Genomic DNA, 11,590 nt, shown 5'->3' on the forward strand with positions numbered 1-11,590 from the left:
CGCCGCGTGGGCGCGACCAGCCACGACGCAACCCGCCGCCACGCGCGGAGCGCACGAGGCGCCCCGGCAGGGGCCGGGCGAACCGGGCGTCTGCGGCGCCACGGGCCTACATTGGGTGGTGAACCTATCGCCCGGAGCCCGCGATGTCCGTCACCCCACCGACCAGCCGGGCCGCGCGCGCCGCCGCGCAGCAGCCGCTCTCGCACGACGGCTGGAGCCACGGCCTGGACACGCTGAAGCGCCAGGACCCGGAACTCGCCGACCTGCTCTTCGGTGAGGCCCGCCGCCAGGCGGACGGCCTCCAGCTGATCGCCGCCGAGAACTTCACCTCGCCCGCCGTCCTCGCCGCCCTCGGCTCCCCGCTGGCCAACAAGTACGCCGAGGGCTATCCCGGCGCCCGCCACCACGGCGGCTGCGAGCTGGTCGACCTGGCCGAGCGCATCGCCGTCGACCGCGCGAAGGCCCTGTTCGGCGCCGAACACGCGAACGTGCAGCCCCACTCGGGCTCCTCCGCGATGCTCGCCGCCTACGCCGCGCTGCTCCGCCCGGGCGACACGGTGCTGGCCATGGGCCTGCGGTACGGCGGCCACCTCACCCACGGCTCGCCGGCCAACTTCTCCGGCCGCTGGTTCGACTTCACCGGCTACGGGGTCCGCCGCGACACCGGCCTCATCGACTACGACCAGGTGCAGGCCCTGGCCCGCGAACACCGGCCCGCGGCGATCGTCTGCGGCTCGATCTCGTACCCGCGCCACCCGGACTACGCGGCCTTCCGCGAGATCGCCGACGACGTCGGCGCCCACCTGATCGTGGACGCCGCCCACCCCATCGGGCTGGTCGCCGGGGGAGCGGCGCCGAGCCCCGTCCCGTACGCCGACGTGGTGTGCGCGACCACCCACAAGGTGCTGCGCGGCCCGCGCGGCGGGATGATCCTGTGCCGCGCGGAGCTGGCGGGCCGGATCGACCGGGCGGTCTTCCCGTTCACCCAGGGCGGCGCCCAGATGCACGCCGTCGCGGCCAAGGCGGTGGCGTTCGGGGAGGCGTCGGCGCCGGCCTTCGCCGCGTACGCCCATCAGGTGGTGGCCAACGCGCGCGCCCTTGCCGCCGTCCTGGCCGCTGAGGGCCTCTCTGTGACCACGGGCGGCACCGATACGCATCTCATCACCGCCGACGTCTCCGGGCTCGCCCTGGAGGCCGCCACGGCCCGCGGCAGGCTCGCGGCCGCCGGCATCGTCCTGGACGTCTGCGGGCTGCCGCACGAGGCGGCCCACGGCCTGCGGCTGGGCACCGCCGCGGTGACCACGCAGGGCATGCGGGAGCCGGAGATGGCGCGGATCGGGATGCTCGTCGGGGCGGCGCTGCGGGGCGCGGGCCGGGACGGCGGCCTGCGCGGGGAGGTCGCCCGGCTCGCGGGGAGCTTCCCGGTCTACGCTCCTTATCCCGGCCACACGTGACGGCTGCAACCATCGCGCGTGGCCGTACGTCTACGGCTGTATTCACGGATCGGGGGCGGACGCGAATATGGTGTGGGGCTGTGATGTCCAGCGCGACCTCTGGGGCAGCCCGTGCGTGAATACCTGCTGACGCTGTGCGTCACCGCGGCAGTCACCTATCTGCTGACGGGACCGGTGCGGAAGTTCGCGATCGTGGCCGGCGCGATGCCGGAGATCCGCGCGCGCGACGTGCACCGGGAGCCGACGCCGCGGCTGGGCGGGATCGCGATGTTCGGCGGGCTGTGCGCGGGGCTGCTGGTGGCGGCCCACCTGTCCAACCTCGGCAAGGTCTTCGAGCTGCACAGCGAGCCGCGGGCGCTGCTCTCGGGCGCCGGGCTGATCTGGATCCTCGGCGTGCTGGACGACAAGTGGGGCGTGGACGCCCTGGTCAAGCTGGGCGGCCAGATGATCGCCGCCGGTGTGATGGTGCTCCAGGGGCTGACGATCCTGTGGATCCCCGTGCCCGGCGTGGGCACCGTGAGCCTCACCCCCATGCAGGGCACGCTGCTGACGGTCGCGCTCGTGGTCATCACCATCAACGCGGTCAACTTCGTCGACGGCCTGGACGGCCTGGCCTCCGGCATGGTGTGCATCGCCGCCGCCGCGTTCTTCCTCTACGCGTACCGGCTCTGGTTCGGGCACAACGTGGAGGCGGCCGCCCCCGCGACGCTGTTCGCCGCGATCCTGATGGGCATGTGCCTGGGATTCCTCCCGCACAACATGCACCCTGCACGGATCTTTATGGGCGATTCCGGCTCGATGCTCATCGGCCTGGTGCTGGCCGCGGGCGCCATTTCCATCACCGGCCAGGTCGACCCCGATGTGCTCAACGCGTTCACGGGCGGTTCCGAGCGTGCCGTCGTGCACGCCACGGTGCCCGTCTACATCCCGCTGCTGCTGCCGCTGACGGTGATCGCGGTGCCGGTGGCCGACCTGCTGCTCGCCATCGTGCGGCGCACCTGGAACGGCCAGTCGCCGTTCGCCGCGGACCGCGGCCACCTGCACCACCGGCTGCTGGAGATCGGGCACTCGCACAGCCGTGCGGTGCTGATCATGTACTTCTGGTCGGGGCTCATCGCCTTCGGCACCGTCGCCTACTCGGTGCACTCCGCGAGCACCTGGATCCTGCTGCTGATCGTCGCGCTGAGCGCGGCGGGCCTGGTCCTCCTGCTGATGCCGCGCTTCAAGCCGCGCGCCCCGCGCTGGGCCGAGGCGTTCGTCCCGCCCCGCTACCGCCGCCGCAGGACCGTGGCCGCGGAGCCGGCCGCGGCGGCGCAGGCGCAGGCGCAGGAGGAGCCGGGGGAGAAGCCGGAGGAGGAGCCCGGGCGGGGCGAGCCCGTGCCGGCGGGCATCCACGGCGCCACCGCCATCGGTGATCGCTCCCGTTTCAGCAGGCTCACCAGTAACAGCTGAGATCCGGCTGTCCCTATCAGAGAACCCATGGCTCGTCAGCGCCTTGACCAGCGACGTGACCCTTGCGTGTGACGTCCGGCACACGATGTAGGTAAAGACCTCATCAAATAGTTTGTGATACCGTTCACGAAACCCGGTGCTAGAGCCGATGGACCGTAGTGCGGCGGTCCTTCGTCGTAAGCCGTGAGCATTTCCGGGGATACGCTCGTCCACGACGAATCGTTGCTTCCGACCTCATCGCCGGAGAAACCCTTCATGCAGTCCAACGACGCCCGAACACTCCTGCAGTGCGCCGTCCCGACCGCCGCGGCAGGCATCGTCGCCGCCGCCGTCAGCGGTGTGCTCGCCGGCGGCAAGGGTGCGATCGGCGCCGTCGTCGGCACCCTCGTGGCGGGCGGCGTCATGGCCATGGGCCTCTTCGTTCTCCAGCGCACGGCCAAGTCCTTCCCGCACCTGTTCCAGGCCATGGGTCTGGTGCTCTACGTGACGCAGTTCCTGATCGCCGCGGTCGTTCTCGCGGTCTTCCGGGACACGTCGCTGTTCAACACCCGGGCGTTCGCCTTCGCGCTGCTCGGTGCGGTCCTGGTGTGGACCGCCGCGCAGACCCGGGCGTATCTGAAGGCCAAGATCCTTTACGTCGATCCGGAATCCGCCGAGGCGAAGAAGTCCGCGCCCGCCGGGTCTCCGACGTGACCGGTAGGGCCGCGATAAAGGTGCCGGTGCTCACCTGCTATCGTCCGGTGCCATCTGAGGCACAGTGGGCGCAGGCAGCTGAACACCCGAGTTTTCCGGGACGGAATCGGCAGTCCATGCAGCTGATGCCCGCGACCGGCCCCGCGCCGATCACCCGCCCCCCCATCCGCAAGACCAGTCCAGTGCCGTTCCGCGGCTTCGAGCCGTGCCGACACAACGAGGTTGCCGTACCTATGCGCCACGCTGAAGGAGCTCGCGGTGAGTGCTAACGAGATGCTCGCCTTCGAGACCAATTGCCACATCTTCGATGGGTGCGGCTTCCCGGCCCCAGGCCTCAACTCCTTCCTGTTCGAGCCGCTCTTCACCGTCGGTGGGATCGAGTTCAACAAGCCCATGCTGCTGGCCGTGCTGACCACGGTCATCGTCATCGGCTTCTTCTGGGCGGCGTTCGGCCGGGCCAAGGTGGTCCCCGGCAAGCTGCAGATGGTCGGTGAGGCGGGCTACGACTTCGTGCGCCGCGGCATCGTCTACGACTCGCTCGGCAAGAAGGAGGGCGAGAAGTACGTCCCCTTCATGGTCTCGCTGTTCTTCTTCGTCTGGATCATGAACCTCTGGTCGATCATTCCGGTCGCCCAGTTCCCGGTGACGTCGATCATCGCTTTCCCGGCGGCGCTCGCCCTGATCGTCTACGTCCTGTGGATGTACCTGACGTTCAAGAAGCACGGTTTCGTCGGCGGCCTCAAGAACATCGTGGGCTACGACAAGTCGCTGGGCCCGATCCTCCCCCTCGCGGTGGTCCTCGAGTTCTTCTCGAACGTGATCATCCGCCCCTTCACCCACGCGGTGCGGCTCTTCGCCAACATGTTCGCCGGCCACCTGCTGATCCTGATGTTCACCATCGCCAGCTGGTACCTGCTGAACGGGATCGGGATCGCGTACGCGGGCGTCTCCTTCGTGATGACGATCGTGATGACCGCCTTCGAGCTCTTCATCCAGGCCGTCCAGGCGTACGTCTTCGTGCTGCTGGCCACCAACTACGTCCAGGGCGCGCTCGCAGAGCACCACTGAGCCCCCCGCTCCCCAGACCAACAGTCGTCCGGTGGCCAACCCCCACCGGTCCGTGAAAGAGAAGGAAGAACGAGCATGTCTGCTGCTCTCCAGACCATCGCCGCTGGTGTCGAGATCAAGGGCAACCTGGGCTCGATCGGCTACGGCCTGGCCGCGATCGGCCCCGGCGTCGGCGTCGGCATCGTCTTCGGTAACGGCACCCAGGCCCTGGCCCGCCAGCCCGAGGCCGCCGGCCTGATCCGCGCCAACCAGATCCTCGGCTTCGCCTTCTGTGAGGCGCTCGCCCTGATCGGTCTGGTCATGCCGTTCGTCTACCCGTCCGCCTGATCACAGCCTGACGACCACTGTTTTCGACGGAAGGCATTGATGTGAATCCCCTGGCAGTCCTGGCGAGCGAGGGGGAGCTGGAGAACCCGCTCCTGCCCCCGCTCCCAGAGCTCGTCATCGGCCTGATCGCCTTCGCCATCGTCTTCATCTTCCTCGGCAAGAAGCTCCTCCCGAAGATCAACCAGACTCTGGACGAGCGCCGCGAGGCCATCGAAGGCGGCATGGAGAAGGCCGAGGCCGCCCAGGCCGAGGCGCAGCAGGTGCTCGAGGACTACCGGGCACAGCTCGCCGACGCCCGCCATGAGGCCGCCCGCATGCGCCAGGAGGCGCAGGAGCAGGGTGCGTCGATGATCGCAGAGATGCGGTCCGAGGGTGAGCGTCAGCGCGAGGAGATCATCGCTGCCGGCCACGCCCAGATCGAGGCCGACCGCAAGGCCGCTTCGGCCTCGCTCCGCCAGGACGTGGGCAAGCTCGCCGGCGACCTGGCCGGCCGGATCGTCGGCGAGTCCCTCGCGGACGCGGCCCGGCAGAGCCGGACCATCGACCGCTTCCTCGATGACCTCGAGGCCAAGGCGGCGGCCGGTGCGACGAAGGCAGAGGCGAACCGATGAGCGGAGCGAGCCGGGAGGCGCTGGCCTCCGCACGTGAGCGCCTCGACGCGCTGGCGGACAACACGTCCGTGGACGCGGCGAAGCTCGCCGAGGACCTTGCCGCGGTCACCGCGCTGCTGGACCGCGAGGTGTCGCTGCGCCGGGTCCTGACCGACCCGGCGCAGGCCGGCGCGGCGAAGTCGCCGCGGGCCCCGCGGCTGCTCGGCACCCAGGTGGGCGGCGAGTGCGCCGACCTGGTCTCCGGGATGGTCCGCTCCCGCTGGTCGCGCTCGCGCGACCTGGTGGACGCCATCGAGGAGCTGGCCTCCGGCGCCGAGTTCATCGCCGCCGAGCGCGCCGGTGTCCTGGACGACGTCGAGGACGAGCTGTTCCGCTTCGGCCGGATCGTCGCCTCCAGCTCCGAGCTGCGGGCCGCGCTGACGGACAAGGTCGCGAACCGCTCGGCCAAGGCCGCGCTGGTGCGGGAGCTGCTGGGCGGCCGGGCCAACCCGGTCACCGAGCGACTCGTCGTCCGTCTTGTGGCACAGCCGCGGGGCCGTAGCCTGGAGGCGGGGCTCAATGCCCTCTCCAAGCTGGCCGCGGATCGCCGGGACCGTGTGGTCGCGGTGGTCACGTCCGCGGTGCCGATGAGCGACGTCCAGAAGCAGCGGCTCGGCGACGCGCTCGCCAAGCTGTACGGGCGCCGTGTCCACCTGAACCTGGACATCGACCCCGAGATCCTCGGCGGTGTGCAGGTGCGGATCGGCGACGAGGTCATCAACGGCAGCATCGCGGATCGCCTCGCGGAGGCGGACCGGCGGATGGCCGGCTGACAGCCACCAACTCAAGAGCATGACTGACGGCCCGAGTTGGGCCGACGGTGTCCTCCGGGGGCCAGCAGCGAAAGCTGCGGGAACCGGCCTCCGGAGAAGAAATACTTCGGGCCCAACAAGGAGAGCAGGGAACCCAGATGGCGGAGCTCACGATCCGGCCGGAGGAGATCCGGGACGCGCTGGAGAACTTTGTCCAGGCGTACAAGCCGGACGCGGCCTCGCGCGAGGAGGTCGGTACGGTCAGCGTTGCCGGCGACGGCATCGCTAAGGTCGAGGGCCTTCCCTCGGCCATGGCGAACGAGCTGCTGCGGTTCGAGGACGGAACCCTCGGTCTCGCCCTCAACCTCGAGGAGCGCGAGATCGGTGCGGTCGTCCTCGGCGAGTTCAGCGGCATCGAGGAGGGCCAGCCGGTGCAGCGCACCGGTGAGGTGCTCTCCGTCGCGGTCGGCGAGGGCTACCTCGGCCGCGTCGTCGACCCGCTGGGCAACCCGATCGACGGCCTCGGCGAGATCACCGGCATCGAGGGCCGCCGCGCCCTCGAGCTGCAGGCCCCCACGGTCATGCAGCGCAAGTCGGTCCACGAGCCGATGGAGACCGGCTACAAGGCCGTCGACGCGATGACCCCGGTCGGCCGTGGTCAGCGTCAGCTGATCATCGGTGACCGCCAGACCGGCAAGACCGCGCTGGCCGTCGACACGATCATCAACCAGCGCGACAACTGGCGCACCGGCGACCCGAAGAAGCAGGTCCGCTGCATCTACGTCGCCATCGGCCAGAAGGGCTCGACCATCGCCTCCGTGCGCGCCGCGCTGGAGGAGGCCGGTGCGCTGGAGTACACGACGATCGTCGCGGCCCCCGCGTCCGACCCGGCGGGCTTCAAGTTCCTCGCCCCCTACACCGGCTCGGCCATCGGTCAGCACTGGATGTACCAGGGCAAGCACGTCCTGATCGTCTTCGACGACCTGTCGAAGCAGGCCGACGCCTACCGCGCCGTGTCGCTGCTGCTGCGCCGCCCGCCGGGCCGTGAGGCCTACCCGGGTGACGTCTTCTACCTGCACTCGCGTCTGCTGGAGCGCTGCGCCAAGCTCTCCGACGAGATGGGTGCCGGCTCGATGACCGGTCTGCCGATCGTCGAGACCAAGGCCAACGACGTCTCGGCGTTCATCCCGACCAACGTCATCTCCATCACCGACGGCCAGTGCTTCCTGGAGTCCGACCTGTTCAACGCCGGCCAGCGCCCGGCCCTGAACGTCGGCATCTCGGTCTCGCGTGTCGGTGGCTCCGCCCAGCACAAGGCCATGAAGCAGGTCTCCGGCCGGCTTCGCGTGGACCTCGCCCAGTTCCGTGAGCTGGAGGCGTTCGCCGCCTTCGGTTCCGACCTGGACGCGGCCTCCAAGGCCTCGCTGGAGCGCGGCAAGCGCATGGTCGAGCTGCTGAAGCAGGCCCAGTACGCCCCGTACTCCACCGAGGACCAGGTCGTCTCCATCTGGGCCGGCACCACCGGCAAGATGGACGAGGTCCCGGTCGAGGACATCCGCCGCTTCGAGCGCGAGCTGCTGGACTTCCTGCACCGCGAGCACAAGGGCCTCATGACCTCCATCCGTGAGGGCGGCAAGATGTCCGACGACACGCTGCAGGCCGTGGGCGACGCGATCGCGTCCTTCAAGCAGCAGTTCGAGACCGCGGACGGCAAGCTGCTGGGCGAGGGCTGAGCATGGGTGCCCAGCTCCGGGTCTACAAGCGACGGATCAAGTCCGTCACTGCGACCAAGAAGATCACCAAGGCGATGGAGATGATCGCCGCCTCGCGCATCGTCAAGGCGCAGCGCCAGGTGGCCGCATCGACTCCGTACGCCAGTGAGCTCACCCGGGCAGTGACCGCGGTTGCCACCGGCTCCACCACCAAGCACGCCCTGACCACCGAGGCGGAGAAGCCGGTCCGGGCCGCGGTGCTGCTCGTCACGAGCGACCGCGGTCTGGCCGGCGGCTACTCCTCGAACGCCATCAAGGCGGCGGAGGCGCTCACCGGGCGCCTCCGGGCCGAGGGCAAGGACGTCGTCACGTACATCGTCGGCCGCAAGGGCGTCGCGTACTACGGCTTCCGGGAGCGCCCGGTGGCGGAGTCCTGGACCGGCTTCACGGACAGCCCGACCTACGCCGACGCCAAGCGCATCGCGGGTCCGCTGATCGAGGCCGTTCAGCAGGACACGGCCGAGGGCGGCGTGGACGAGCTGCACATCGTCTTCACCGAGTTCGCCTCGATGATGACGCAGACGCCGGTCGACAACCGCCTGCTGCCGCTGAGCCTGGAGAAGGCCCCGGTGGAGCAGGAGACCGCCGCACCGGGCCGGATCCTTCCGCTGTTCGACTTCGAGCCGTCGGCCGAGGGCGTCCTCGACGCCCTGCTGCCGCGGTACGTGGAGTCGCGGATCTACAACGCTCTGCTGCAGGCCGCCGCTTCCGAGCACGCGGCCCGCCGCCGTGCGATGAAGTCGGCGACCGACAACGCAGAAGAGCTCATCAAGTCGCTCTCGCGGCTTGCCAATGCGGCCCGACAGGCCGAAATCACCCAGGAAATCAGCGAGATCGTCGGTGGCGCCAGCGCCCTGGCCGACGCGACCGCGGGGAGTGACAACTAATGACGACCACTGTTGAGACGGCCGCCGCCACGGGCCGCGTCGCGCGGGTCATCGGCCCCGTCGTCGACGTGGAGTTCCCCGTCGACGCGATGCCGGAGATCTACAACGCTCTGCACGTCGAGGTCGACGACCCGGCCGAGGAGGGCGGTCGCAAGACCCTGACCCTCGAGGTCGCCCAGCACCTGGGCGAGGGCCTGGTCCGCGCGATCTCCATGCAGCCCACCGACGGTCTGGTCCGCCAGGCCCCGGTGACCAACACCGGCACGGGCATCACCGTCCCCGTCGGTGACGTGACCAAGGGCAAGGTGTTCAACACCCTGGGCCAGGTCCTCAACGAGGACCCGTCCACGGTCGCCGACGCCGAGCGCTGGTCCATCCACCGCAAGGCCCCGGCGTTCGACCAGCTCGAGTCGAAGACCGAGATGTTCGAGACGGGTCTGAAGGTCGTCGACCTCCTCACCCCGTACGTCAAGGGCGGCAAGATCGGTCTGTTCGGTGGTGCCGGTGTCGGCAAGACCGTTCTGATCCAGGAAATGATCATGCGTGTGGCCAAGCTGCACGAGGGCGTTTCCGTCTTCGCCGGCGTCGGTGAGCGCACCCGTGAGGGCAACGACCTCATGGTGGAGATGGAGGAGGCCGGCGTTCTCGACAAGACCGCGCTGGTCTTCGGCCAGATGGACGAGCCCCCGGGCACCCGTCTGCGCGTGGCCCTGGCCGGTCTGACCATGGCGGAGTACTTCCGCGATGTGCAGAAGCAGGACGTGCTGTTCTTCATCGACAACATCTTCCGCTTCACCCAGGCCGGTTCCGAGGTCTCCACCCTGCTGGGCCGCATGCCCTCCGCGGTGGGTTACCAGCCGAACCTCGCGGACGAGATGGGCATCCTGCAGGAGCGCATCACCTCGACCCGTGGTCACTCGATCACCTCGATGCAGGCGATCTACGTCCCCGCGGACGACCTGACCGACCCGGCCCCGGCGACCACCTTCGCCCACCTGGACGCCACGACCGTTCTGTCGCGTCCGATCTCGGAGAAGGGCATCTACCCGGCGGTCGACCCGCTGGACTCGACGTCCCGCATCCTGGACCCGCGCTACATCGCGCAGGACCACTACGAGGCCGCCTCGCGCGTCAAGGGGATCCTGCAGAAGTACAAGGACCTCCAGGACATCATCGCGATCCTCGGCATCGACGAGCTCGGCGAGGAGGACAAGCTCGTTGTCCACCGCGCCCGCCGTGTCGAGCGCTTCCTGTCGCAGAACACCCACGCGGCGAAGCAGTTCACCGGTGTCGACGGCTCCGACGTCCCGCTGGACGAGTCCATCGCGGCGTTCAACGCCATCTGCGACGGTGAGTACGACCACTTCCCCGAGCAGGCCTTCTTCATGTGCGGTGGTCTCGAGGACCTGAAGAAGAACGCCAAGGAGCTGGGCGTCTCCTGAGCCCCGTGGCTCCAAGCTGCCGGGGGCGGGGCGCTCCCGCCCCCGGCAGCCACGTCCCCTATTCTTTGACCCAACACCTGTCGTGCCCGGCAGGTGAAGACCCGAGGAGCCACGTTGGCTGCTGAGCTGCACGTCGAGCTGGTCGCGGCGGACCGAAGCGTCTGGTCCGGCGAGGCCACTCTGGTCATCGCGCGTACCACATCGGGTGACATCGGCGTCATGCCCGGCCACCAGCCGCTGCTCGGTGTGCTGGAGTCCGGTCCGGTCACCATCCGGACCGCCGACGGCAATGTCGTCGCCGCGGTGCACGGCGGTTTCATCTCGTTCGCGGACGACAAGCTCTCGCTGCTCGCCGAGATCGCGGAGCTCGCCGACGAGATCGACGTCAAGCGTGCGGAGCGGGCGCTGGAGCGCGCCAAGTCGGGGGCGGACGCCGCCGCCGAGCGGCGCGCCGAGGTCCGGCTGCGAGCGGTCGCGGGCCATTAGCCCACGGCCCGATGAGTTCGTCCCTCAGCCGCGGACCGCACTGGAACATTCCAGGGCGGTCCGCGGCTGAGGCAATACAAGCCCGTTGCTCTAGATGATGCGAGGAGGTCGGTGGAGATGGTCCTCGCTCTGCTCGTGAGCGGCGTCGTCGTCCTGCTGGTGCTGGTGGGGCTCTTCGTCTTCGGGCTGCGGAGACGGCTGATCCAGCGCTCCGGCGGTACGTTCGACTGCAGTCTGCGCTGGAACGTCCCGGAGAAGGACCCCGCGCCGGACGGCAAGGGGTGGGTCTACGGAGTCGCCCGCTACAACAGTGACCGGATCGAGTGGTTCCGGGTCTTCTCGTACGCGCCGCGGCCGCGGAGGCTGCTGGAGCGCGCGTCCATCGAGGTGCTGGAGCGGAGGTCGCCGCTCGGCGACGAGGAGCTGGCCCTGCTGTCCGACGCGGTCGTGCTGATCTGTCTCCACCAGGGGACGCGGCTTGAGCTCGCGATGAGCGAGGACGCCCTCACGGGCTTCCTGGCGTGGCTGGAGGCCGCCCCTCCCGGCCAGCGGGTGAACGTGGCTTAGCTTCCCGTGGCCTCGAACGCCGGCCGGGCTCGGTACGTGA

Annotated in this window: 12 protein-coding genes; all 12 read left to right on the forward strand. The window is 69.5% G+C overall.

Annotated features, from left to right (window positions below; all coding sequences use genetic code 11):
• Positions 1–143 precede the first annotated feature (143 nt).
• The 12 genes from glyA (at position 144) to ACOTKD_RS24710 (ending at position 11,550) form a co-directional block, all read left to right on the forward strand.
• Positions 144–1,454: a serine hydroxymethyltransferase gene (gene glyA, locus ACOTKD_RS24655; RefSeq protein ID WP_424891198.1), complete on the forward strand. Its 1,311-nt coding sequence runs from the start codon at positions 144–146 to the stop codon at positions 1,452–1,454.
• A gap of 111 nt (positions 1,455–1,565) precedes the next feature.
• A complete protein-coding gene (locus ACOTKD_RS24660; RefSeq protein ID WP_424891199.1) occupies positions 1,566–2,906 on the forward strand; it encodes an MraY family glycosyltransferase in 1,341 nt (446 codons plus the stop codon).
• A gap of 255 nt (positions 2,907–3,161) precedes the next feature.
• Positions 3,162–3,599 (forward strand): hypothetical protein, encoded by a 438-nt coding sequence (locus tag ACOTKD_RS24665; RefSeq protein WP_424891200.1) that lies wholly within the window; start codon positions 3,162–3,164, stop codon positions 3,597–3,599.
• Between the two features lie 273 nt (positions 3,600–3,872).
• Positions 3,873–4,667 carry a F0F1 ATP synthase subunit A gene (gene atpB, locus ACOTKD_RS24670; RefSeq protein WP_268829425.1) on the forward strand — a complete coding sequence of 265 codons (795 nt, stop codon included), beginning with the start codon at positions 3,873–3,875 and terminating at the stop codon, positions 4,665–4,667.
• Positions 4,668–4,742: 75 nt separating this feature from the next.
• Positions 4,743–4,994 carry an ATP synthase F0 subunit C gene (gene atpE / locus ACOTKD_RS24675; protein ID WP_087926250.1) on the forward strand — a complete coding sequence of 84 codons (252 nt, stop codon included), beginning with the start codon at positions 4,743–4,745 and terminating at the stop codon, positions 4,992–4,994.
• 41 nt (positions 4,995–5,035) lie between these two features.
• Positions 5,036–5,605, forward strand: coding sequence for a F0F1 ATP synthase subunit B (locus ACOTKD_RS24680; RefSeq protein WP_106679179.1), 570 nt, complete (start codon positions 5,036–5,038; stop codon positions 5,603–5,605).
• Complete coding sequence (locus ACOTKD_RS24685) at positions 5,602–6,417, forward strand: F0F1 ATP synthase subunit delta (RefSeq protein ID WP_424891201.1); 816 nt, start codon at positions 5,602–5,604, stop codon at positions 6,415–6,417. The genes ACOTKD_RS24680 and ACOTKD_RS24685 overlap by 4 nt, the downstream gene beginning before the upstream one ends.
• Before the next feature lie 137 nt (positions 6,418–6,554).
• Positions 6,555–8,129 carry a F0F1 ATP synthase subunit alpha gene (gene atpA, locus ACOTKD_RS24690; RefSeq protein ID WP_106679183.1) on the forward strand — a complete coding sequence of 525 codons (1,575 nt, stop codon included), beginning with the start codon at positions 6,555–6,557 and terminating at the stop codon, positions 8,127–8,129.
• Positions 8,130–8,131: 2 nt separating this feature from the next.
• The gene (locus tag ACOTKD_RS24695) at positions 8,132–9,055 is read left to right on the forward strand and encodes a F0F1 ATP synthase subunit gamma (RefSeq protein WP_424891202.1); all 924 of its coding nucleotides are present in this window, start codon (positions 8,132–8,134) and stop codon (positions 9,053–9,055) included.
• On the forward strand, positions 9,055–10,497 hold the full coding sequence (atpD, locus tag ACOTKD_RS24700; protein ID WP_106679186.1) for a F0F1 ATP synthase subunit beta: 1,443 nt from the start codon (positions 9,055–9,057) through the stop codon (positions 10,495–10,497). Before ACOTKD_RS24695 ends, atpD begins: the two co-directional genes overlap by 1 nt.
• A 114-nt stretch (positions 10,498–10,611) precedes the next feature.
• Positions 10,612–10,983, forward strand: a complete 372-nt coding sequence (locus ACOTKD_RS24705; RefSeq protein ID WP_424891203.1) for a F0F1 ATP synthase subunit epsilon — start codon at positions 10,612–10,614, stop codon at positions 10,981–10,983.
• A gap of 117 nt (positions 10,984–11,100) precedes the next feature.
• Positions 11,101–11,550, forward strand: coding sequence for a DUF2550 domain-containing protein (locus ACOTKD_RS24710; protein ID WP_030368005.1), 450 nt, complete (start codon positions 11,101–11,103; stop codon positions 11,548–11,550).
• The last annotated feature ends 40 nt before the right edge of the window (positions 11,551–11,590 follow it).

It is taken from the genome of Streptomyces sp. XH2, assembly GCF_049725035.1.
Lineage (GTDB): Bacteria > Actinomycetota > Actinomycetes > Streptomycetales > Streptomycetaceae > Streptomyces > Streptomyces roseoverticillatus.

Bases quoted from the DNA above. Each gene is read 5' to 3' on its own strand.
- glyA (WP_424891198.1), top strand. From the start codon at position 144: ATGTCCGTCACCCCACCGACCAGCCGGGCCGCGCGCGCCGCCGCGCAG.
- ACOTKD_RS24665 (WP_424891200.1), top strand. From the start codon at position 3,162: ATGCAGTCCAACGACGCCCGAACACTCCTGCAGTGCGCCGTCCCGACC.
- atpB (WP_268829425.1), top strand. From the start codon at position 3,873: ATGCTCGCCTTCGAGACCAATTGCCACATCTTCGATGGGTGCGGCTTC.
- atpE (WP_087926250.1), top strand. From the start codon at position 4,743: ATGTCTGCTGCTCTCCAGACCATCGCCGCTGGTGTCGAGATCAAGGGC.
- ACOTKD_RS24685 (WP_424891201.1), top strand. From the start codon at position 5,602: ATGAGCGGAGCGAGCCGGGAGGCGCTGGCCTCCGCACGTGAGCGCCTC.
- atpA (WP_106679183.1), top strand. From the start codon at position 6,555: ATGGCGGAGCTCACGATCCGGCCGGAGGAGATCCGGGACGCGCTGGAG.
- ACOTKD_RS24695 (WP_424891202.1), top strand. From the start codon at position 8,132: ATGGGTGCCCAGCTCCGGGTCTACAAGCGACGGATCAAGTCCGTCACT.
- atpD (WP_106679186.1), top strand. From the start codon at position 9,055: ATGACGACCACTGTTGAGACGGCCGCCGCCACGGGCCGCGTCGCGCGG.
- ACOTKD_RS24710 (WP_030368005.1), top strand. From the start codon at position 11,101: ATGGTCCTCGCTCTGCTCGTGAGCGGCGTCGTCGTCCTGCTGGTGCTG.